A 24,337-nucleotide genomic window follows, 5' to 3' on the forward strand; every position below is an offset into this window, starting at 1 on the left:
AGATTTCAAGAAAAAGAATTTCCGAATTGAACCTGCGAAGCGGGTGGCCAGAGTGTAGCCCAGGGTGGAGGCGCAGCCGCAACCCTGGGTAGCGGTGCAGTGAATTACAAGCCCACGAAGTGGGCGACAGACAATGGCCTGCCGCCCGTTTCACGGGCTTATAACTTACGCCATCGCTACCCAGGGCTAACGCCCTGGGCTTTATGCTGCCGCCCGCCTTCGCGGGCTTGCTGCGGAAAAGCATTTTCTTGAAATCTATATCTCGTAATCCCGCAATCGTTGACTGTGGTTAGTACGGTTTTGCCCTGTGGCGCTGAACATTCTTTCCTCAATCGCGCTGGCGTAGTCTCCGCCCGTTGAAAAAAGAGGCGCGCTGACAAATGACCTGGCAACCCGCGTTGCCGTTTACGATTGAGGAAATTATGCACTTCACCTTGCGGAATGTTTGTTTCGTGTTGCTGGCCTGTTCATTGCTCGCGGTGGCCAGCGCCGCGCAATCCCAACCGGATAAAACCCTCTCACCTTATTTTTTCGTGCAGGGCGATCCCGCCCTCGATCACCTGCCGCTCAAAGACACGCGCGTGCAAATTGACGTTTCGGGCGTCATCGCCGATGTGAAGGTCTGGCAGACCTATCGCAACGAAGGCGCGCGGCCTATCAATGCGCGCTATGTGTTTCCGGCTTCGACGCGCGCCGCTGTTTATGCCATGCGCATGAAAATCGGCGAGCAAGTGATCGTGGCGAAAATCAAAGAGCGCGAAAAAGCCAAACAGGAATTCGAGCAGGCCAAGGCGGAGGGGAAAAGCGCTTCGCTGTTAGAGCAAAACCGGCCCAATGTGTTTTCGATGAATCTCGCCAACGTCATGCCCGTCGATCAGGTCGAGATCGAGCTGCGTTATACCGAGTTGCTGGTACCGACCGACGGTGTCTATGAGGTTGTGTATCCAACCGTAGTTGGGCCGCGCTATTCGTCTCAACCGGAGTCTTCAGCGCCAGCCGAAGATAAATGGGTCAAGAGTCCGTATCTGCATCAGGGCGTTGCGCCGAACAACACGCTACACATTGCGGCGCGCATTTCCGCCGGTGTCCCAATTCGCGATTTTGCCAGCCCTTCGCATCAAATTACGCCGCAATGGCAGAGCGCCACAATTGCAGCGGTTCAACTGGACAATGCCAATCAGGCACAAGGCGACCGCGATTTCATCCTGCACTATCGTTTGGCGGGCGAGCAGATCACGTCGGGTTTGTTGCTTTATCGCGGCCAGGATGAAAACTTCTTTTTGTATATGGCCCAGCCGCCCCAGCGCGTCGCGACCGCCGACATCCCCGCACGCGAATACATCTTTGTGGTGGATGTTTCCGGTTCGATGGACGGGTTTCCGCTGAACACGTCCAAACGGTTGATGCGGGATTTGCTGGGGCAATTGCGTCCCAGCGATCTATTCAACATCGTTTTGTTTGCGGGTGATTCCGCCACGCTGGCGGCGAAGTCGCTGCCCGCCGAACAACAAAACATTGCGAAAGCGATTCGCCTGATCGAACAGCAGCGCGGCAGCGGTGGCACCGAATTACTGGCGGCCATCAAACAGGCCATGAGTTTGCCCCGCGAAAGCAATGTCTCGCGCAGTGTGGTGCTGATCACCGATGGTTTTGTTTCCGGCGAAAAAGGCGTCTTCGATTACATTCGCGGCAATCTGAATCAGACCAATGTCTTCGCCTTTGGCATCGGCACCTCGGTCAATCGTTACCTCATCGAAGGCGTCGCCAAGGCCGGGATGGGCGAACCCTTTATCGTCACGCAGGAAGCCGAAGCGCCCGCGCAGGCCGCCAAATTTCGCGACTACATTCAAACGCCGCTCTTAACCGGCATTCAAGTGCGCGCGCTCGGTTTTGAGACGTATGACGTGCATCCGGCCCAGCTTCCTGATTTGTTTGCGCAGCGCCCCGTGATCCTCTTCGGTAAATGGCGCGGGCCGGTCAGCGGAGCCTTTGAATTGCAAGGCAAGACTGGTCAAGGGAATTACCAACAGCGGTTGGATGTCGCTGGTGTTCAACCCGAAGAAGCCAATCGCGCGTTGCGCTATCTGTGGGCGCGGTCGAGCATCGCCGAGCTTTCCGATTACGGCGCTGAGCATCTTGACGAAGACCGCGTCAGCCAGATCACGGCGCTCGGATTGAAGTACAACCTGCTGACGCAATACACCTCCTTCATCGCCGTGCGCGAAGTCGTGCGCAATCCGCAGGGCGCGGCGGAAGACGTGGATCAACCGTTGCCGCTGCCCGCAGGTGTCAGCGAATTGGCTGTCGGCAGTGAGCCGGAATTCCTGTGGCTGTTGGGCGCGTTGCTGGCGCTGGCAACCTGGATGCTCTTGCGGGAACAAAGGCGGTTGGTATGAAAAGGGAAGTGAACTGGAAATGGCTGGCGCAGTGCCTGGTGGTGCTGGGTTGTGGCTACGCGCTCAAACGCTATTATTCATCGGCCAGCGCTGACCAGTTGCGTTGGATACTGGCCCCGACGACGGCGCTGGTTGAACTGGTTAGCGGCGTTTCCTTCGAGTTTGAAGCGCACGCTGGCTACCTCAGCCGTGAGCGCGGCTTTTTGATTGCCAATTCCTGCGCGGGCGTGAACTTTTTGCTCACGGCCTTTCTGCTGCTGGCGTTCGGCAGGTTGTTGCGCAATGGTGCGCGGGCATTGGCTTGGCACTTTATCCCCGCCGCCGCCTTGGTGGCCTACCTGGTGACCCTGCTGGCTAATGCCACGCGCATCGCCATCGCCTTGCAGTTGCAACACGCGGCCTCTGGCTTGGGCGGCTTGGGCGGGTTGAATCCCGCCCAAGTGCATCGCTTTGAAGGCATCGTCATCTACTTCGGGTTTTTGCTGGGCTTGTTCGTCGTCAGCGAAAAGATGGCGGTGGGAAACGTCAGCAGCAGCAGTTGGCTTTTGTTCTTACCGCTGTTCGTCTATTACGCGACGATGCTGGGGATTCCGCTCGCCACGGGCGCTTATCGGCGCGAAGGCGCTTTCTGGGAGCACTCTCTGACAGTGTTGCTGTTGCCGCTCATCCTGATGCTTCCCTTCAGCGCGTTTTACCTGCTGTGTTCGCGCAAGCAACTTGGAGCGCGGCGGCAAGTCGGCACACTCCAATTTGCTTATTCGCATCGCAAGGCGACCAATGGATCAACCCGCGCCGCCCGCCGCGCGGGGATCACACAGGCCAGCAACGCGACAGCCAGCAGCACCACCGCCACCGCGCTATAAGTCAGCGGATCGGTCGTGCGCACGCCGAACAGCAGGCTCTGTAACACGCGCGTGCCCGCCAGCGCGCCCGCCAAACCTAGCCCAATGCCGAGCAGCGCCAGCGCCAAACCTTGTTTCAAGATCAGGCGCACCACATCGCCCGCCTGTGCGCCCAGCGCCAGGCGCACGCCGATTTCCCGCGTGCGTTGCGTGACGGCATAAGACAGCACGCTGTAAATGCCGAGCGCCGCCAACAGCAAGGCCAGCGCGGCAAAACCGCCGAGCAGCCAGGTGTTGAAGCGGCGCGGGGCGAGCGAGCCGACAACGAATGTGCGTAAGGTCGTGGCGGCTTGGATGGGTTGGTCTTTGTCTACGGCCCAGACCTGTTGGCGCACAGCTTGAATCAAAGCGGCGGGATCACCGGCAGCGCGCATGAATAGGCGTGTGGTGCGCGCGGTGCGCGTGGGCAGCGGCAAATACCAATCCGCGCCTGGCGCTGATTCCAGTGTGCGTTGCGGCGTGTCGGCGACGATGCCGATGATCGTTTTCCAGGGATTGTCAGCGCGCGGGAGGCCGAGCGAGAGGCGTTTGCCGAGCGGGTCTTCGTGAGGCCAATACTTGCGCGCCATCGTTTGGTTGATGATCGCGACTTCGTTCACGTCTTGTGAGGTGAAATCGCGCCCGCGCAGCAGCGGAATGCCCAGCGTGCGAAAGAAATTCGGCGCGACCAATTGCCAGCCCGCATGGGGTGGATGATTGAAATCGAGCTGGCGTCCTTCGATGGCAAAGGGATCGCTGGTGACTGTGCCGCTGAGCGGAATGAGATTGCCTGCACTGGCTTGTTCGACGCCGGGCAGCGCACTGACGCGCTGGGTTAGGTCTTGGTAAAACGCGTTGATCTTTTGCGCGTCAGGATAGCGTTCGCGTGGCAGTGCCAATTCGACAAAGAGCAACTTGTCTATATCCAGACCCGGCTTGAGACGTTGCACGCGAATCAGACTGTTGAGCAGCAATCCTGCGCCCACCAGCAACAACATCGCCAGCGCGATTTCACCCACGACTAGCGCATTGCGCAACCAGTGCCGGTTGCGTGTCGCCGCGCCGCCGCCTTCTTTCAAGATTTGCTGCACGTTGGGCCGGGAAGCCTGCCACGCGGGCAGCACGCCAAACAACACGCCTGTCAGCGTTGTCAGCAGCAGCGTGAAGCCGAGCACGCGCCAATCCAAACTGGTTTCGCTGACGCGCGGCAGATTATCGAGTTTGAGTTTGGCAAGCGCCTCGACGCCCCACCACGCCAGCAGCAAGCCACCCGCGCCGCCCAACGTAGCGAGCAGCAAACTCTCGCACAATAACTGGCGCACAATCTGCCAGCGGCTTGCCCCTAACGCGGCGCGAATCGCCAGTTCGCGTTGCCGCACGGTCGCCCGCACCAACAACAGGTTTGCCACGTTCGCGCAGGCAATTAATAGGACGAACGCCACCGCGCCCAACAGCATCAACAACGCGAATCGGCTGCGTCCAACGGCTTCTTCCAACAAAGGGGTGGCCGTGATGCGCCAGCCGCCATCGGCATTGTTGGGGCCGCGATAACCTGGCTGTTGCGATTCAAAGCGCTGCGCCAGTGCGCCCAATTCAGCGCGCGCCTGTCCCAATGTCACGCCCGATTTGAGCCGCGCGAGCACGTTCAGAAAATACGGCGGCTGGCGCTGTGCCACTTGTTCGGTCGTGAGCGCCAGCGGCGTCCACAATTCCGCCGGTTCGCCGAAGCGGAAGCTGGCGTGCGGATATTGAAACCCGGCGGGCATCACGCCGACGATGGTGTAATTCTGTTCGTTCAGCCGCAGCGTTTGGCCGACGACATTGGCCGCGCCGCCGAAGCGCTGTTGCCATAGATCGTGGCTGATGATGACGACGTTGTCGTGGCCTGGTTGAGTGTCGTTGTCATTGAAAGCCCGCCCTTGGCTTGGTTGTGCGTCCAGCATGGCAAACAGGTTCGCTGTGACGCGCGTGCCCGCCAGCCGCTCCGCCAGTTGGTCTGATTGACCTGCACCGGTCAGGTTGTAATCCTCGCTGGCAGAGGCCGCGACTTGCGCAAAGCTTTGCGTCTGCTCGCGGTAGTCCACATATTCGGCGGCTTTGGCGGGCAGCCGTTCGATGTTGAGTTTCAGGAAATTACCCCACAGCACAACCAGCCGATCCGCCTCGGCGTAAGGCAGCGGACGCAGCAACACGGCGTTGACAACGCTGAAAATCGCCGTGTTCGCGCCGATGCCGAGCGCCAGCGTGAGCACCGCGACGAGCGTGAAGAACGGCTGCTTGCGCAGCATCCGCGCGCCATAACGCAGGTCATGCCAGAGGTAGTTCATCCTGAATCTCCCGGGAGGAAAGTTTAGCGCGCCACGCCGTCAAATTGTGCCGCGCGGCGTCAGCTTGCGGTGCTTGGACGCCCCTTTGAAAGGAATTGTTCCGCTTGTCGGCGGCAGATTGGCGCTGCGTCATCACTCATAGCGCAGCGCAATCATCGGGTCTACCTTGGTCGCCCGCCACGCCGGAATAAAACACGCCACCAGCGCCACCAGCGTCAACACTGTGGCAATCACGCCGTAAGTCAGCGGGTCGTTGACCTTCACGCCGAACAGCATCTTCGACAGGTTCAGCCAGCTTTCCAGGTATTTCGTCAGCACATACGCGCCGACCAGACCGAGGATTACGCCAAGCACGGCCAGCGTCATGCCTTGGCGCAAGATCATGCGCAGGACATCGCGGCGCTCAGCGCCCAGCGCCATGCGAATGCCGATCTCGTGCGTGCGTTGCGAGACGGCGTAGGCCATCACGCCGAACAAGCCGATGGCCGCGAGTTGTTGCGCGAGCAGGCCGAACAACGTCATCAGCTTGGCGAAGAGGCGTTCCATGCGCAGCGTTTCATCGGCCTGGGCGACCTGCGTTTTGATGTTGTTGAGCGGCAGGTTCACGTCCACGGCACGCACGGCTTGGCGGACGGCGTTGATGGCGGCATTCGGATCGCCGTTGGTGCGTACCTCAAAAGTCGAGCCGCCCATCGAACGCAATTCCTGCCGCCACGAGGTATAGGCTGTTGGCGGTACCTCATCGCGTTGGCGCGTGTATTTGGCGTCTTTGGCGAGGCCGACGATTTCGATCTCGTCCGGTTTTTTGAAATCGAAGGCGAAGCGTTTGCCGATGGGGCTTTCGTTGGGGAAATACTTATTGGCGAAGGTTTGATTGACGACCACCACGCGCGGCGCGTTGGCGTCATCTTGCGGTTGCAAATTGCGCCCCGCCAACAGTGGGATTTCCATCGCCGTCAGAAAATTTTCGCGCACCTGATGAATATATCCTTCGCCGCTTTCTTTGATGCGCCCTTCGGAATCAGGCTGTGCAGAAAGGGCGCTGCGCAAGAAGACACCGCGAGAACTAGAACCCTGTGCGAGCAAAGGCATGCGCGAAAAGGTGACGGCCTGCACGCCGGGCACCGCTTCCAGACGCTCAGTCAATTGCTGATAAAGCTGCGTGAGCTTTTCGTCTTTGTACCCGATCAGGCCCGGTTGGAGACCGAACAGCAACAGGTTTTGCGTGTTGAAGCCCGGTTCGACACGTTGCAAATTGAGCAACGTGCGCACAAACAGCCCCGCGCCAATCAGCAGCAACAACGACAGCGCGACCTGGGCGACAACCAAGCCGCGGCTCAACAGCGAACGCGCGACTGTGCTCGAACTGCGCCCGCTGTCTTTGAGTGCGGGCGTCAAATCCACGTTCGTGCTGCGCCACGCCGGAGCCAAACCAAAGATGATGCCGGTCAGCAACGACAAGGCCAGCGTGAACACCAGCACGCGCCAATCCAGTTGCGGTTCGAGCGCGCGCATCCCGCGTCCGCCCCAATCGTTGACCGCCAACAAACCGTCTTTGATCCAAACCGCAAAGAGCAACCCCAGCGCGCCGCCAATAGCGGAAAGCAGCACGCTCTCAGTCAACAACTGGCGGATCAAGCGCCAGCGGCTCGCGCCCAGCGCCAGCCGTAACGCGATTTCTTTTTGCCGCCCCGCCGCGCGCGACAGCAGCAGGTTCGCCACGTTGGCACAGGCAATCAGCAGCACCAGCCCGACGACGCCCAGCAGCATATACAGCGAAGGCCGGTAATACTGCCGCGAATTCATCTCGCCCTGCGCGCCGGGGTCTAGGTAGAGGCGCGGGTAGAGTTTCGGATCGAGATCATTGATCGCATTGCCGCCGCTCGCTTTGGCTTGCGCCTGCCGCGCGGTGCGGTGTTCGAGGACGGATTGATGAAAGGCATTTTCCAACTGCGCGCGCGCCTGCTCCGCCGTCGCGCCGGGTTTCAAACGGCCCATTAAGCGCAACCACCAACTGCCCGCGCCGCTCATGTTCGACCGCTGGCGATCCGTGTAAAGCTGTGGCTCCCAAGCCAGCGGGACGGACACGTCCTGCGTCGAGCCTACATCCATCGTGCCCTCAAAGCCCGGCGGCGTGATGCCGATGACGGTGAACGCCACGTTGTTGAGGTTGATCGCTTTGCCGACGACCGCCGCGTTGCCGCCGAAACGCTGTTGCCAATACCGAAAACTGAGCACGGCCACAGGGCTGGCCGAGGCCTTATCGTCCTCATCCGTCAACAAGCGTCCAAGCACCGGTTGCACGCCGAGGCCGATAAAATAATTGCCTGAGACGGCTTGCCCGCTGGCGACATCGGCCTGCCCGTCGGCGCTGACGTTCAGCCCTACATTGCCAAAGGCGATGAGGTCAGAGAGCGGACTTTCGCGCTCGCGCATGCGCTGATAACTCTGATAGGCAAACGACGTCATCGTGCGCTGGCCTGCTTCATCGGTGCGCGAGTTGCCGTTGTAACTGCCCACGCTGAATTCGCGCGGCGCGACCGAGCGGAACAGCACCAGCCGCTGTGGCTCTTTGACCGGCAGCATCTTTAACAGCATCGAATCCACGATGCTGAACAGCGCCGTATTCGCGCCGATGCCCAACGCCAGCGAAAGCACCGCGATGGCGGTGAGGCCGGGCGTTTTTAGCAACATGCGGAAACCGTAGCGCAAATCTTGCAGAAGCGTTTGCATAATGGTTATCTCCAAAAAAACCGGTCGGCGTGCTCAAATAGAAAATCGAATGTGAATCATCGGCAGAAAAGGAAACCTGCGCCAGCAGGTGTTCAGAGTTCAAGCTTCAGCTTGTCTGGGCGCGTGCAAAGCACGCCGACAAGCTGAAGCTTGAACTCTGAACACCTGCTCCTAGCGCGCCCAACGTAACGCAGTGTGCTTCTTGCGGAAGCCTGCCCTGCAACGATTCAGGGCTTACCCGCGCCGTTGTTTTCGCGCAGCTTCTTCAATGCTTCAATCCCGCCCGCGTTGCCGGGGTTCAATTCAAGCGAACGCTCGTAATTTTTGATTGCCAATTCGCGTTCACCGTTGGTTGCATACGCTTCGCCCAAACTGTCGTAGGCGTTGGCGGATTTCGGGTAATCCGCGACGTTTTGTTTGAAAACTTCGAGGGCGTCTTTCATCCGCTTCATGCCCAGCAGGTCATAGCCGAGGCGGTTCATCTGGTTTTCATTCACGGTTTCACTGGCGGGGTGGCCTGCGCGCGCGGCGCGGTATTCAGTAAGCGCAGCTTCGGCACCTTTGGTGAGAATGGTTTTGAAAAGCGTGCGGCCCGGTGATTGGTAAGACTCGTAATTTAACCAGGCCAGCGCCGGTTGCGCGCCACCGACGGCTGCGGCCACGATTTCGCGCGCAATCGAAAGGCCGTTGGCGCTGTTGGCGAAAAAGACCACGCCGAGTTTCTGTTTCTCAAACGCGACGACATACGCCTTGCTGTCGCCGTTGTCGCCCCAATGCCAGAACGACAAACCATCTTTTGACGCTGCCTCTGGCGTCGTTTGCAAGCCCCAGCCCAGTCCCCAGGCCACATCGGCTAATGGTTTCGGGTTCGGATTGTTGAGCGAATTCGCGCCGCCCGCGATGACCTGGGTTTGCGGCGTCAGCATCAGCTTGCGCGTCGCCGGCTTCAATCCGGTGCCGTTCAAAATGGCCGCGACGAAGCGGGCATAATCCTGCGCGGTCGTGTGCAAGCTGGCGGCGGCGTTGGCTGCGCCGGCGGGCGTTTTGTTCTGGCTGACAGGCAGGCCGCGTGAATTGTGGCGGAAGGTTTTGAGATTGTCGTAAGTGTCGCGCCAAACATAGCTGCTGCTGGTCATGCCCAGCGGCGCAAAGACCATGCGTTGCATGAAATCGTTGAATTTCTCACCCGTCAGATGCTCGATGGTTTTGGCGAGATAGACAAAGCCTTCGCCCGAATAGCTGAAGCGCGTGCCGGGGTCGAGATAGATTTTGAGCTGGCCGTTGCGCCAGTTCGGAAAGCCCGTCGTGTGGCTCAACACGCGCCGCGCCGTGATCTGGCCCAAACGCGGATCGTCGCCGACCTCGTAATTGCCGGGCAGGTATTGATTGAGCGGCGTGTCCAAATCGAATTTGCCCGCGTCCACCAGCTTCATGATCGCGTAAGCGAAAACGGGTTTGCTCAGGCTGGCGGCTTCAAAGACGGTGGCGTCAGTGACCGGCTCATTCGTCGTGGCGTTTTTGACGCCGAAGCTGTGTTGCCAGACGGGCTTGCCGTCACGGATCAAGGCTAGCGCCAAGCCGGGCACATCCGCTTCTTTCATCAATAGCGGAATGCGCTGTTCGAGGCTTGCGGTGAGTTGTGCGAGTTTGGTTTTGGTTTGTAAGGGCGGCGCTTTTTCCTGCGCCTCAAGATCGCCACCAATCATTGCCGTCAGTACGAGCAACGCGCAAAGCTTTGTGATTGTGTTCATCAAATACCTCAATTTGAATGGGGGCAACCTGGTACGCACCGCTGCCAGCGTGCAGTCTGGGTATCAGACTGGTTGAAGCTGAAAGGAAACCCTTCGGCATTGTTCAGTCTGTCGCCGAGACCGCACGCTGGAAGCGCTGCGTACCCAGGTTCATTGGTTTACTCACTGCGCAACGCGATCAATGGATCAACCTTCGTGGCGCGCCGCGCGGGCACCCAACACGCCAACAACGCCACGACCGCCAGCAACGCGACGACGGCGGCATACGTCAGCGGGTCGGTCACACTGACCTCAAACAGCAACGTAGACATCACGCGCGTCAGCGCAAAAGCCCCGGCCAACCCGATGCCGATGCCGGCGACAGCCAGTTTGGAACCTTGTCCCAGCACCATCTTCAGCACGTCGGTCGAACGCGCGCCCAGCGCCATGCGAATGCCGATTTCCGGCGTGCGTTGCGAGACGGCGTAAGACATCACGCCATAAATCCCTACGGCGGCCAGCGTCAACGCCATCACTGAAAACGCGCCGAGCAACAGCGAGAGGAAGCGCGGCCTGACCAGCGCGTCGGCGACTAAATCGGAAAGCGGTTTTAAGTCATAGAGCGGCAGCGACGGGTCAAGTTCGCGCACAGCGGCGCGCACCGCGCCCGCCACTTGCAGCGGGTCGCCCGCGACGCGCAAGACGAAGCTGCGATTGTTGATGCCGTTGAACAGCGTGTTGACCTGTTGATCTAAAAAGTAAAGTTCGGTGCCGGCGGGTTTGTCCACGCCGATGTTTTTAGTGTCTTCGACGATGCCGATGATGGTGAACCAGTTGGGCTGCCCCGGCCCACCGGGAGCGAGGCGTTTGCCGATAAGGCTGTCTTTAAGATTGGGCCAGAATCGCCGTGCCAGGTTTTGATTGATGACGACGACGCGCTGGGCGCTTTCGTTGCGGTCCGCGAGATCAAAGGTGCGCCCGGCTTGCAAACGAATGCCCAGCGTTTTGAAATAATCCTCGCTGACGTAGTTCCAGTAATCCACGTTTTGCGCCGGGCCGTCGGGCGTGGAGATGAAACCTTCGATCATCGTGTCGTTGGCGTTAATCGGGCGCAGCGGCGGCAACCCGCCCGCCATTGCGGCGCTTTGCACACCGGGTAAGGCGGAAAGTTTCTCGACCAACGATTGCGAGAAACGCTGTTCAACCGCGGGCGGATAGGCGCTCGAAGGTAGCGACAAGTTGAAGGAGAGTGTGTGCAACGGGTTGAAGCCCAACTCTACGTTTTGCAATTTCCAGAAGGCGCGAATCATCAAACCTGAGCCGACAACCAGAATCACCGCCAGCGCGATTTCAGTAATCACCAGACCTTTGCGCAACATCTGACTGCCGCTGCCCCCTCCGCTGGTGGATCGCAAGCTCGCGCCGTGCAGCCAACCGGCCAGATTGTGCTCGCGCAACTGCGCCAGCGGGGCCAGCGCAAAGATGAATACCGCCAGCACGGACACGCCGAGCGTAAAAGCCAGCACCGGCAGATCAATCGCGATTTCGCCCGTGCGCGGCACGCTGTCGGGTGCGGCGGCCATAATCACTTTCAAACCGAATTGGGCCAGCCCCACGCCAAACAGCACGCCCAGCAACACCAGCAACACGCCTTCGGCCAGGAACTGCCGCAGCATACGCCCGCGCCCCGCGCCCAACGCCAAGCGCACGGCGAATTCGCGATGCCGCGCTTCGGCTCGCGCCAGCAACAGGCTGGCGACATTGGCGCAGGCAATCAGCAAGACAAAGGCGACTGCGCCCAGCAACATCAGCACAGCGGGCCGCGCGCCGCCGACGACATCATCGTGCAGCGGGAACATCAACACCGGATGCCTGGGGGAACTGAGCAAATGCTGGGCGCGGTTCTCGCTTCTCCAACCGGCTTCGAGATTTTCGATTTCGTTGCGCGCCTGTTGAATGCTCACGCCGGACTTCAAACGGCCAATCACATTGAGGAAGTGGCTGCCGCGTCCGCCCGGATTGGCGGGATCGAATTGGAAGGGCACGAAGACTTCTGCCGGATCGTTGGTGCCGGGCGGAAACGCGTACCCTGGCGGCATCACGCCGACGACCGTGAAGGGTTGGTTGTTGATGCGCAGTTGTTTGCCAATGATGTCGGCCTGGCTGCCAAATGCCCGTTGCCACAGGCTGTGCGCGATGAGGGCCGCGCGCGGGCCATTTGGGCGCTCTTCTTCAGCCACAAAGCTGCGACCCAGCAGCGGCGACACGCCCAGCGTATCCAGCAGGCTGCGCGTCAGGCGTGTCGAGGTCACGCGAAACGGCTCGCCTGTCGCTGCCACATTCACGCCGCCCGCCGACCACACGCCGATGGATTCCCAAGACTTGGCTTCTCTTTGAATGTCTAAAAACTCTGGCGGCGACACCCAGAACTTGCGCAAGTTCATGGTGGGGAATTCAGTGTAGACGCGCACCAACTGCCGCGGCTCTTTGAAGGGCAGCGGGCGCAGCAACACGCCATTGACGACGCTGAAAATCGCCGTATTCGCGCCGATCCCTAGCGCCAGCGTCAGCACGGCAATCAAGGTGAAGCCGGGCCGTTTCATCAACATTCGCGCGCCGTAGCGCAAGTCTTGCCAAAGTGGTTGCATCGAAAGCTCCAGAAAGTGGGGCTAGGGGTTAGGGGCTAGGGGCTGGCTCCATACGGATTATTGCTACTGCCAGCCCCTGGCCCCCAGCCCCGATCTTATTCACACCGTAACGCGACCAACGGGTCTACCTTGGTCGCGCGCCGTGCCGGAAGGTAACACGCCAGCAGCGCCACCGCCGCCAGCAAGACCGCCATGGCCGTGAACGTCAGCCCATCCGTTCCGCTCACGCCAAACAGCAAATTGCCCAGCAGCCGCGTCAGCGCCAGCGATGCCAGCAGTCCGCTCGTTACGCCCAGCGCCACCAGCCACACGCCTTGCCCGACGATCAGCCGCAACACGTCGCGGCCTTGCGCGCCCAGCGCCATGCGCAAGCCGAGTTCCGGTGTGCGCGCTGTCACCAGATACGACATCGTGCCGTAAATGCCGACCGCCGCCAGCACGCCCGCGATGAGCGCAAAGACTGACAACAAGGCCGTATTGAAACGCCGCGCGGCGAGCGATTCGGCCAGAATCTCTTCCAGCGTGCGCCACTGCGCCAATGGCAGCGCCGGATCAATTGCGCGCAACGCCGCCCGAATCGCCGCGTGAGACTGATTCGGATCGCCCGCCGTCCGCACGATCAGGAAGCTGTTGCGCAAGGCGTTCGGCCAGGTGTTTTGCGGAAAGGGCAGATAGATCGCCGGGTCGGTCTTGGCCTCCAAACCCGCCAGTTTGGCATTGGCGACGACGCCGACGATCTCACGCCAGCGCGTCTTTTCCTCGCCGACTTGCAGGCGTTTGCCCACCGGGTCTTCATTCGGAAAGAAACGCCGCGCCAATTCTTCGTTGATGATCACGGCATCGGCGGCCTGGGCGTTGTCGCGTTCGGTAAAGTCGCGGCCCCGCACCAGCGGCATCTTGATGGCGCGGAAATAATCGAAACTCACCGTGCGGTAATCCGCTTGTGGCTCTTGTCCCGGCGCGACCGGCTGCCCTTGCACGGTAAAGATGCTCGTGGCGAAGCCGGTGACCGGAAGGCGAAACACGCCCGCCGCCGCCAGCACACCCGGCAACTGCTTCAACGCCGGCAGCGCGCGTTCGTAAAACTGCAATTGCTGCGCCTGCTCCTTGTAACTGCCAGTTGGCAACGGCACCGCCAAGGTCAGCAAATTGTGCGGATCGAAACCCGGCTCAACGGCGTTGACCGCGCGGAAGCTGCGCAGCATCAACCCCGCGCCAGTCAGCAACACCAGCGCCAACGCCAACTCGGCCACGACCAAGCCATTTAGCCAGCGCCGCGCACGCACGCCGCCCAGGCTGCCCTTTTTGCCCTCCTTCAAGGCCGCGACCAGTTGAATGCCTGACGTTTGCAGCGCGGGCGCCAGTCCGAAAATGACGCCCGTCAACAAGGCCATCAATAACGTAAAGCCCAGCACCGGCCAACTGATGCCGATCTCTTCGACGCGTGGGATGCTGCTGGCGCTCAACCCGGTCAAGAGCGGCACGCCAAAGGCCGCCAGCATCAACCCCAGTAAACCGCCCGTCACGCTCAGCGCCAGACATTCGCACAGCAACTGCCGCAGCAAGCGCCAACGGGTTGCGCCGAGCGCCGCCCGCAGCGCCATTTCGGCTTGCCGTTCCGGCGCGCGCGCCAGCAGCAGATTCGCCACATTGGCGCAGGCAATCAGCAACACACAACCGACCGCGCCCAGCAAGACCCACAACGCGCGCCGTACCCGCCCGGTCAAATGATCGTGCAAGCGCGTCACCTCTACGCCCAAATCTGTGTTGATGCCGGGGTATTGCCGTTCCAGCCGGGCGGCGAGCGCGTTCATTTCCGTTTGCGCTTGTGCGAATGTCGCGTCCGGCTTCAGCCGCGCAACCACGCGTATATTGGCGAAGTTGCGGTTTTGTTCGCTGGTTGCCGGAATTAGCGGAATCCAGACATCCGCGCCCGACGGCGGCACGCTGGGCAGCGTCAGTCCCGGCTGTTTTAACCCGCGCGGGAGAATGCCAATCACAGTGTAGGCCTTGCCATCCAGGCTCAGCGTTTGCCCCACCAACTGCGGGTTGCCCGCGTACCGTTGTTGCCACAGGTTGTAAGCAATCAGCGCGACTCTCTCCCGCCCCGGCTGTTCTTCTTCAGGCGAAAAATCGCGGCCCAGCACCGGCTGCACGCCCAGCAACGACAAAATGTTGACGCTGACGCGCAGCCCGGCGACGCGCTCCGGCTCAGCGCGATCCGTCAAGCTGAACGATTCGCCGCGCACCCCGGCCAGTTGCGCAAAGACCTGATTCTGCTCTTTCCAGTCCTTGACGTTCGGATATGAAACGGGCTGTTGGGTTACGCCTTTTTTGTCGTTCTTCGCCGCCAGCACCACCAGTTGTTCGGGCTGCCGATATGGCAGCGGCGCCAGCAGCACGGCATTGACGACGCTGAAAATCGCCGTGTTCGCGCCAATGCCGAGCGCCAGCGTCAATAACACAAGCAACGTGAAGCCAGGCCGTTTGAGCAAACTGCGCACGGCAAAACGCACGTCTTTCCATAAACTTTCCATCGCTGTCTCCCTGATGAGTTGTTATGCTTTAGCAAACGCCAGTGCAAAAGTGCCAACGACAAGCAGCGTGAAAGCGGGCTGCTTCCTCAACATGCGCGCGCCGAAGCGCAGGTCTTGCCAGAGTGTTTGCGCCAGAGTGTTTGCGCCAGAGTGTTTGCGCCAGAGTGTTTGCGCCAGAGTGTTTGCGCCAGAGTGTTTGCGCCAGAGTGTTTGCGCCAGAGTGTTTGCATGGAAGCTCCTGAAAGCGGGGCTAGGGGCTAGGGACTTGGGGCTAACCACTTCCGAATTACTGGTACTGCTAATCCTTAACCCACAAGCCCCTAGCCCCAATCTTATTCACAACGCAGCGCCACCAGCGGATCAACCCGCGTCGCCCGCCGCGCCGGAATGTAACAAGCCAACAACGCTGCCGCCGCTAGCAACAACGCCACGCCGCCAAACGTCAACGGGTCGGTCGCCGCCACGCCATACAGAAATTGCCTCAGCGCCCGCGTCAAAGCGAATGCCCCGGCTAAGCCCAGCGCAATGCCCAACAGCACCAGCGCCAATCCGCGCCGCAACACCAGTTTCAAAATGTCCGCCGTTTGCGCGCCCAAGGCCAGGCGCACGCCGAATTCGTGGGTGCGTTGCGTCACGGCATAAGCCATCACTGCATAAGTCCCGACTGCCGCCAGCGCCAAAGCCAGCAGCCCAAAACAGACCAGCATCCACATCATTACCTCTTTCGGCGAACGGCGTTCGTGAATGATTTCGGCCAGTGGTTTGACTGTGGTCAGCGGCAACGTCGCATCGAGCGCGGCCAGTTCACGCCGCGCGCCCGGCACGATTTGCGACTCGGCATTGGGCGCGCGCACGACCAGGCTCAGCGCCTGCGTGGGGTATTGCGCGAAGGGCATGTAAATGCCCGGTTCGGCCAGATCATCCAGATCATCGTTCATCACGTTGGCGACAACGCCGATGATTTCCAGCGGTTGCGCGGTGTTGTTGCCCAGCGTCATGCGGTTGCCGAGCGCCGCCTGGCCGGGCAGGAAGCGTGAGGCAAAGGCTTCGTTGACCAGCACGACGCGCGGCGCTTGCGTGTCGTCTTGCGCATTGAACAAACGGCCCTGCCGCAACTCGGTGCCGATGGCGGCGAAGTACTCCGGCGTGGCGATGCGGAAGTCGGTGTGCGGTTCTTTGCCGCTTTCAAAGGCGGGTTGGCCCACAAGCTGGAAGCTGTTGCCGTCGTTGCTGCCACCCATCGGCAGCGCGTGCACTGCGCCGGCCTTTTGCACGCCGGGCAGCGCCGCGATCCGTTGCAACAGTTGCTCGAAGAAATCGCGGCGCGCCTGGTTGGTCGTATATTGGTCGCGCGGCAGGTTCACTTGCATCGTCACTACGCTGGCAGGTTTGACACCCAGGTCGGTGTGCAGCAGGTGAATAAAGCTGCGCACCAGCAAGCCCGCGCCCACCAGCAAGACCAGCGACAACGCGACCTCCGCCACGACCAACGCGCTGCGCAAGGGCGAGCGCGCCCCCGCACCGCCCGCGCCTTTGCCACCGCCTTCTTTCAAGGTTTCATTCAGGTTGGCTTTGGCCGCCTGCCACGCCGGAGCCAGTCCGCAGAGCACGCCGGTCAGCAATGCAATCAGCGCGGTGAAGGCCAGCACACTGTAACTCAAACCCAGATTGCTCCAGCCCGGAATGAATTTGGACATCGCGGGCGGAATGCCTCTGATCAGCGCTTCGATGCCCCAACTCGCCAGCAGCGCGCCGAGCAGGCCGCCCGCCAGCGCCAGCAGCACGCTTTCGGTTAGCAGTTGGCGAATGATGCGCCAGCGCGTGGCGCCCAACGCCAGCCGCACAGCCATTTCTTTTTGCCGCGCCGCCCCGCGCGCCAGCAACAGGTTCGCTACGTTGGAGCAGGCGATCAGCAAAACAAAGAGCGCCGCCCCAGCCATGATCGGCACGTACATTTTGGCGACGCGTGTGTATTCGTCATTCAACGTCACCGCAAAGGCTTCGTGCCCGGCTTCGCCTTTGGGGAACTGTTGTTGCAGGCGTTGAGAAATGGTCTGCAACTCGGCATTGGCCTGCGCCACGGTCGCGCCCGGTTTGAGCAGCGCCAGCGCGCGCAAGTAATGATTGTTATGTTCCTGCCGCTGTTCCGGTTCGATGACGAAGGGCGTCCACAGATCGCCGCCGCCAAAGGGGAACTCGAACTCTTTGGGCATCACGCCGACGATTTCAAAGGGCTGTTCGTCCAGCAGCACTTGCTTGCCGATGATGTTTGGATCAGCGCCGAAATGCTCTTGCCAGAAACTGTGTTTGAGCACGGCGACGCGCTCGCGCCCCGGCTCGTCTTCGCCCGGCTTGAAGGTGCGCCCCAGCAGCGGCTTGACGCCCAGCGCGTCAAAGAACGCCGCCGACACGCCGTAGCTGGTGAAACGTTCGGGCGGCCCGGCGCTTTTCAGCGTGTACTGGCGGTTGCGCATGACGATGACTTCTTGCAGCGTTTGCGCCTGCGCGCGCCACTCGATCACATTGCCCGGCGAAACCGAGGCCTGCGTGATGCCCGCCGCCAGCTTGCGTTCAAACAGCACGACCAGCCGCGGCTGATTGGGAAACGCGAAAGGCCGCAACAGCGTGGCGTCCGCGCTGCTGAACATAATCGTCGTCGCGCCGATGCCTGATGCCAACGTCAACACAGCGATGAGCGCAAAGCCCGGATTCTGTCTGAACGTGCGCAACGCATAACGAATGTCATGCCAAAGTGTTTGCATAATTGTTCCTGAGCGAGCGCCGCGTTGGGTTGTTCGACAAGCTGCCAGCTTGTCGAGGCGTGGCCGTAAAACCACTGGGCTGACAGCCAGGTCTTCGACAAGCTGGCAGCTTGTCGAACAGCCTGGTCGCCACCACTCCTTGCATCGCAGCTATTCATACCGCAGCGCCACCAGCGGGTCTACCTTGGTCGCCCGCCGCGCTGGCAGCCAACACGCCAGCAGGGCAATTGCCGCGAGCAATAAACCCGCGATCACAAAGCTGAGGGGATCAGCCGCGCCGACGCCGTACAGCAAACTGCCCAGCAAACGCGCCAGCGCCAAGCCGCCCACCGCGCCCAACGCTACGCCCAGCAGGGTCAGCCAAAGGCCCTGGCTCAGCACCAGCCAGCGCACACTGCCCGGCGCCGCGCCCAGCGCGATGCGGATGCCGATTTCGCGGGTGCGCTGGACGACCCAATAGGACAGCACGCCGTAAAGCCCGATGCCCGCCAACAGTGTCGCCAGCACGCCGAAACAGAGCGAGAGGAAGGCGACCAGGCGTTCGCCGACCAGGTTTTCGGCGATCACCGTTTCGACGGATTTCAAATCGTAAATGGGCAGATTGGCGTCCAGCCGCTGCACGGTGCGGCGCAGCGCCGGGATGATGGCGGCGGCATCCTGCCGCGTGCGCACATAAAACGACAAACTGCCCAGCGTGTCTTTTTGGGTGTAAGGTTGATAAACAAAGGGCGGGATTTCGCCGCGCACGTTCGAATGTTTGTTGTCTTTGACCACACCGACGACTTCGATGTCGAGTTTGACGTTGCCCGCGCCGAAGGCGAGGCGCGCCCCGATGGGGTTGCGCTTGGGGAAGAGGCGCTGGGCGGCGGTCTGATTGAGGATCGCCACCTTCTGGCTCTGGCTGGTATCGGCGCGTGTGAATTCGCGTCCGGCGCTGAGCGGCGTGCCCAGCGCGGCGAATGAATTCGGCCCCAACCAGTTACGCCGCACTTGGCTATCTTCCGTCGTGCCTTCGGGTGTGACGTTGGAGCCGACATCGGTGTCTGTCAGGATGGGAATCTCGGCCACGGCTACGCCCTCGACGCCGGGCGTGGCTTGCAGTGCTTCCAACAACTGATCGGTGAAGTTGATCGTTTTCCCAGGCGCATACCCGCTCAGTTCCGGCGCGACCGAAAAGGTGAGCAACTGCTGCGGCTGCAAGCCCAAATCAACGCCGCGCAAATTCCAGAGCGTGCGCGTCAGCAGGCCCGCGCCTACCAGCAACAACATCGTCAGCGCCACTTGCGCGGCGACCAGGCCTTTGCGCAAGCGCGTTTGCGCGTGACTGGCCGAGGTGGCCGCCGATTGGTCTTTCAAGGCAGGCGTCATATCGCCGCGCGTCACGCGCCACGCCGGAACCAGTCCGAAAATGAGGCCGGACGCCAGCGACAACCCAAAGGTGAACAGCAGCACGCGGCCATCCAGCCCCGCCGAAAGCCCGCGCGCCAATTGGCCGTCATCAATCGCGCGCATCAAAACCTCGCTCAGCCACGCCGCCACCAGCAAGCCGAGCGCGCCGCCCGCCAGACTGAGCAGCATGCTTTCAGCCAGCACTTGCCGCATCAATTGCCAACGGCTCGCGCCCAAGGCCAGCCGAATCGCCAATTCGCGCTGCCGCCCCAGGCCGCGCACAAACAGCAGATTCGCCACGTTCGTGCAGGCAATCAACAACACCAGCGCCACCATGCCCAGCAAAACATAGAGCGGCGCGCCGGCGTCGTTCTGCAACACCGTCCGTCCTTGCGCGCCTGGTTTAAGTTCGATGCGCTTCGCCAGAAAACGCTCGCGCCAGGCTTGCTCCACCGCGCCTTTCATATTCGCCAGTTGTTCTTCGAGCAAGGCGCGATAGAGCGGGGCAAGGCCCGCTTCGGCTTGCGTCGCCGTCGTGCCCGGTTTCAGGCGTCCAATCACTGCCAGCCAGTAATCGTCCCAGCGCTCCATGCCGTTCCAGTTCGGCGTCATCTGCGCTTTCATCGTCAGCGGGATGAAAATCTCCGGCGTTTGGCCGACTTGCACGCCGCTGAAACCAGCGCGCGCCACGCCCACGACGGTCAGCGCGTGATTGTTGACCAGGATCGTTTGATTCAAGACGGACGGGTTTTGCCCAAAGCGCTTTTTCCAATACCCGTAACTGAGTACGGCCACCGGCTGCGCGCCCAGCAACTGGTCGTCGGCCATGCTGAAGACGCGGCCCAGCGCGGGTTGCACGCCCAGCACTTCAAAGTAATTGCCCGAAACCAATTCACCCGCCGCGCGCTCGGTTTGCCCCTGCGCGCTGACGCTCAGCGGAATGGCGAAGCGCGCCAGCAAGCCTGTGAAAACGGTGTTTTGCTCGCGCAGTTGTTTATACAGCGGAAACGCAAACGACGAAGCGCTATCGCCGTCGCTGTTGACGTGCCCGCGTTGCGGCCCCGGTGCACGCAGCACTACCAATTCAGCGGGCCGCGCGACCGGCAAGCGCCGCAATAGCACTTGATCGAGCAGCGAAAAGATCGCCGTATTCGCGCCCATGCCCAAGGCCAGTGTGCAGACCGCGATCAGGCTGAAGCCCGGAGTTTTGATTAAGCGCCGTGCGCCGTGGCGTAATTCTTGTAGGAGCGTTTGCATCGTTTTCCCATGCTTGGGTTCGCCAAGCCGTCAAATCTGACCTATCATCGGTCTACCGCTGCAAAGGAGTTGACCGTTATGACCAACCTGGAAATTGAACACGACCAATTGTTGAAGGCTGCCTTGCAAATGCCGCGACCGGAATTGGAGCGTTTCGTCGCCAAACTCTTCGCGCTCAAACTGCGCGAGGAAATACCTAACCTCTCCGCCGCAGAAACCAAGTTGCTGCGGAAAATCAATCAAGACCTTCCACCCGCCGCGCGTCAGCGCCTGAATGCGTTAATAGACAGGCGTCAAGCCGGGATCATCACCCAGACTGAACTGGCCGAATTGATTCAACTCACAGATCAAGCCGAAGCCTTTGGCGTCAAACGGTTGAAATACCTGATTGACCTGGCCGCGTTGCGCAACGTCACACCCGACGAATTGATGCGGCAGTTAGGCATCAAACCCGTGCCTCATGACTAGACGGCGGCTTCCCAAAAAACTGCGCCTACTGGTCAAGGAGCGTGCGCGGGGTTGCTGTGAATACTGCATTTGCCAGGAAGCTTACGGCCCGGATGCTTTCTCTGACGAACACATCGTCCCGCTCATTGCGGGCGGCAAGAGCAACGCGGGCAATCTCGCGCGCGCCTGCCAGCGCTGCAATAATTTCAAATACAACAAAACCCGTGCGCTTGATCCGCTTACCCAGACAGTGGCGCCGCTTTTTCATCCCCGCAATCACCACTGGCACGAACATTTTGCCTGGAGCGACGATTACACGCTGATGCTAGGCTTGACCGCGATTGGCCGCGCCACCATTGCCGCGTTGGACTTGAATCGGGCTGGTGTGATCAATCAGCGCAAACTCCTGTTGCTGATTCGCAAACATCCACCCGTGAAATACCGGCCCTGAAATACCGGCCCTGAAATACCGGCCCTGAAATACCGGCCCTGAAATACCGGCCTGTCGCCAATTCTCCGTCAAGGAAAACTCCGTCAGCAAAAGATAGTTACTCGTAGCGTAGCGCAATCAGCGGATCCACACCTGCCGCCCGCCGCGCCGGGAAGTAACAAGCCAGCGCGGCGACCGCCAGCAGCAATGCCGCCAACGCGCCAAACGTCAGCGGATCGGTCGTACTGACGCCGAACAGCAAACTTGTGAGCAGCCGGGTCAATCCCCAGGCCGCCAGCAAACCCAAGCCGACCCCGGCCAGCGCCAGCTTAAAACCTTGGCCGATGACCAAGCGCAAGACATCGGTGGTTTGCGCGCCCAGCGCGACGCGAATGCCGATCTCGTGCGTGCGTTGCGTGACGGTGTAAGACATCACGCCGTAAATCCCAATTGCCGCCAGCAAGAGCGCCAACGCCGCAAACACGCCCAACAACAACGCCGGATAGCGGCGCATGAAGGTGGCCGGCAAATTCGCCGCCAGGCTTTCCAGCGAGCGCGTGAAGAAGATGACCAGGCCCGGTTCCACCGCCAGGCATTCGCGGCGGATGGTGTCAGCCAGTTTCAAAGGGTCATCGGTCGTGCGCACCAACAACACGGCGCTGCGGCTGACCTCCTGCAAAAACGGACGATAGATGACGGGCCGGATCGGCGTGATTAAGCCATTGATGCGCTCATCGCTGACGACGCCGACGATTTCATAGATTTCATCCACTTTGCCGGGCGAGACGATGCGCTGCCCGATGGCCGTTTGATCGGGGAACATCCGTTGCGCCAGCGTCTGATTGACGATGATGACGTTGGGCGCTTGAGCATTGTCTTGCGCGCTGAAATAGCGGCCCTGCAAGAGCGGGATTTCCATCACGCGGAAGTACTCTGCGCTGGCCTCGCGGTAATTGAATTCGGTTTGTTCATCCGGCGGCGGAATTGCGCGTCCGGCGGCATACCCGCGTGACGTGTTGCCGCCCGTCAGCGGCACGACGTCTATGGTCGCCGCGCCGCGCACGCCCGGCACGGCGGCGGCGCGCGTCAGCAGTTGTTGATGAAAGGCCGCCAGGGCGGCGGGCGCTTCGTATTGCTTGCCCGTGGCCGTGAATGAAAGCAGCAGCAGTTTGTCAGGATTGAAGCCAGGGTTGACCTGCAAGAGTTTGAGCGCGCTTTTGATCATCAATCCCGCGCCGATCAACAACACCAGCGCCAAGGCGATTTCGCCCGCCACCAAAAAATGTTGCAACCGTCTGCTGCCGCCGCCTGAAGTGCGCCCGCCTTCTTTCAAGGCCGCTTGCACGGCGGGTTTGCTCGCTTGCCAGGCGGGCGCAAGTCCGAAGATCAGACCCGTCAGAATCGTCAGGCCGCCGGTGAACGCCAGCACGCGCCCGTCCAACGTCAAACCGCGCAGATAAGGCAGCGCGCTCAACGCATTGGCCGGGATCGCGGCAATCAGCGCGTCCACGCCCCAACGCGCCAGCAGGATGCCGAATGCGCCGCCCAGCACGGCCAGCACCAAACTTTCAGTTAGCAACTGGCGCACGATGGTCGCGCGGTTCGCGCCCAGCGCCAGCCGTATCGCCAGTTCTTTTTGCCGCGCGGCGGCACGCACCAGCAAGAGGTTGGCCACGTTGGCGCAGGCGATTAACAAGACCAGCACGACCGCCGCCAGCAAGGCGAACATCAGCGGTTTGACGCTGCCGATGACTTCCTGTTGCAGCGGTTCGATGAAGATGCTGGTGTTCAAATGGCTTTCAGGAAATTGCCCGGCGATACGCTGGCCGATGGTCTGCAACTCGGCTTGCGCCTGGGCTTGCATCTGAGCCGGCCCGCCCTCGGATTTCAACCGTCCGATGACTTTGACCCAGTGCATACCGCGCCGTTGGCGACGGTTTTCATCGGGGACGAGCGGCGCCCAGAATTCCGTTGCCCCGCGCGGCGCAAAATGAAAGGACGCGGGCAGCACACCGATCACCGTCCACGGCTCTTCATTGATGCGCAACGTCTGCCCGACCACTTTCGGATCGCCACCAAAGCGCTGCTGCCAGGCGCCAAAGGTAAGCAGCACCACTTTCGCCGCGCCCGGTTGATCTTCATCATTCCGAAACGCGCGGCCCAGCAAGGGCTCGACACCGAGCAGCGCAAAGAAATTGGCTGACGTGCGCGCGCAGGGAATCGCTTCCTGCGCCGCGCCGCCCTGCAAAATCATCTGGCAACCCGCATACGCCGCTACGCCCGCCAGCGCCTGATTTTGCCGCCAATCCAGAAAGTCAGGATAGGAAGCCTCACGCCGCGAAAAATCTTTTTGCGGCGTGCGTTCCCACAGATGCACCAACTGTTCCGGGTCGCGGTACGGCAACCCATTGGCCAGCGTCGCATTGACCACGGTAAAGACCGCCGTATTCGCCCCAATGCCGAGCGCAATCGTCGCCACTGCGATCAAGGCGAAGCCGGGCTGTTTGCGCAAGGTGCGCAGGGTATAGCGTAAATTCTGTAGGATGGTGTTCATAAGAGGTAGTCAGTAGTCAGTAGTCAGTAGTCAGTAGTCAGTAGTCAGTAGTCAGTAGTCAGTAGTCAGTAGTCAGTAGTCAGTAGCCGGTAGTTAGTAGCCGATAGTTAGTAGCCGATAGTTAGTAGCCGATAGTTAGTAGTTAGTGCAGTGGCCAGTAGCGCGAGAAAGTAAAGCAGCCGCTTTATTTGGACAATCGAGCCAAGTTAAGCCGTGGATGCCTACTACTGACTACTGACTACTGAC

12 protein-coding genes are annotated in these 24,337 nt (G+C 60.8%); 4 read left to right on the forward strand and 8 right to left on the reverse strand.

Annotated elements, in window-relative coordinates; genetic code table 11:
* The first annotated feature begins 380 nt into the window (after positions 1–380).
* Both HY011_11300 and xrtK read left to right on the forward strand, forming a co-directional pair.
* Positions 381–2,396 carry a VWA domain-containing protein gene (locus HY011_11300; GenBank protein MBI3423514.1) on the forward strand — a complete coding sequence of 672 codons (2,016 nt, stop codon included), beginning with the start codon at positions 381–383 and terminating at the stop codon, positions 2,394–2,396.
* Complete coding sequence (gene xrtK / locus HY011_11305; GenBank protein MBI3423515.1) at positions 2,393–3,259, forward strand: exosortase K; 867 nt, start codon at positions 2,393–2,395, stop codon at positions 3,257–3,259. The genes HY011_11300 and xrtK overlap by 4 nt, the downstream gene beginning before the upstream one ends.
* Here xrtK and HY011_11310 read toward each other — a convergent pair.
* From HY011_11310 to HY011_11340, 7 genes are all read right to left on the reverse strand, one after another.
* Positions 3,151–5,604, reverse strand: coding sequence for an ABC transporter permease (locus HY011_11310; GenBank protein MBI3423516.1), 2,454 nt, complete (start codon positions 5,602–5,604; stop codon positions 3,151–3,153). The genes xrtK and HY011_11310 overlap by 109 nt on opposite strands.
* A 132-nt stretch (positions 5,605–5,736) precedes the next feature.
* Entirely contained in the window at positions 5,737–8,337 is a 2,601-nt protein-coding gene (locus HY011_11315) for an ABC transporter permease (protein MBI3423517.1), read from the reverse strand.
* Positions 8,338–8,564: 227 nt separating this feature from the next.
* Positions 8,565–10,088 carry a serine hydrolase gene (locus HY011_11320; protein ID MBI3423518.1) on the reverse strand — a complete coding sequence of 508 codons (1,524 nt, stop codon included), beginning with the start codon at positions 10,086–10,088 and terminating at the stop codon, positions 8,565–8,567.
* A gap of 158 nt (positions 10,089–10,246) precedes the next feature.
* Positions 10,247–12,715, reverse strand: coding sequence for an ABC transporter permease (locus HY011_11325; GenBank protein ID MBI3423519.1), 2,469 nt, complete (start codon positions 12,713–12,715; stop codon positions 10,247–10,249).
* Between the two features lie 95 nt (positions 12,716–12,810).
* A complete protein-coding gene (locus tag HY011_11330) occupies positions 12,811–15,252 on the reverse strand; it encodes an ABC transporter permease (GenBank protein MBI3423520.1) in 2,442 nt (813 codons plus the stop codon).
* 332 nt (positions 15,253–15,584) lie between these two features.
* Complete coding sequence (locus HY011_11335; protein ID MBI3423521.1) at positions 15,585–18,014, reverse strand: ABC transporter permease; 2,430 nt, start codon at positions 18,012–18,014, stop codon at positions 15,585–15,587.
* A gap of 150 nt (positions 18,015–18,164) precedes the next feature.
* On the reverse strand, positions 18,165–20,660 hold the full coding sequence (locus tag HY011_11340; GenBank protein ID MBI3423522.1) for an ABC transporter permease: 2,496 nt from the start codon (positions 20,658–20,660) through the stop codon (positions 18,165–18,167).
* 78 nt (positions 20,661–20,738) lie between these two features.
* Here HY011_11340 and HY011_11345 point away from each other — a divergent pair, with 78 nt between their 5' ends.
* Both HY011_11345 and HY011_11350 read left to right on the forward strand, forming a co-directional pair.
* Complete coding sequence (locus HY011_11345; protein ID MBI3423523.1) at positions 20,739–21,128, forward strand: STAS/SEC14 domain-containing protein; 390 nt, start codon at positions 20,739–20,741, stop codon at positions 21,126–21,128.
* Positions 21,121–21,558, forward strand: a complete 438-nt coding sequence (locus tag HY011_11350; GenBank protein ID MBI3423524.1) for an HNH endonuclease — start codon at positions 21,121–21,123, stop codon at positions 21,556–21,558. The genes HY011_11345 and HY011_11350 overlap by 8 nt, the downstream gene beginning before the upstream one ends.
* A gap of 97 nt (positions 21,559–21,655) precedes the next feature.
* Here HY011_11350 and HY011_11355 read toward each other — a convergent pair whose 3' ends face one another.
* Positions 21,656–24,091 carry an ABC transporter permease gene (locus HY011_11355; protein ID MBI3423525.1) on the reverse strand — a complete coding sequence of 812 codons (2,436 nt, stop codon included), beginning with the start codon at positions 24,089–24,091 and terminating at the stop codon, positions 21,656–21,658.
* Positions 24,092–24,337: the final 246 nt, after the last annotated feature.

It is taken from the genome of Acidobacteriota bacterium (genome assembly GCA_016196035.1).
Lineage (GTDB): Bacteria > Acidobacteriota > Blastocatellia > RBC074 > RBC074 > JACPYM01.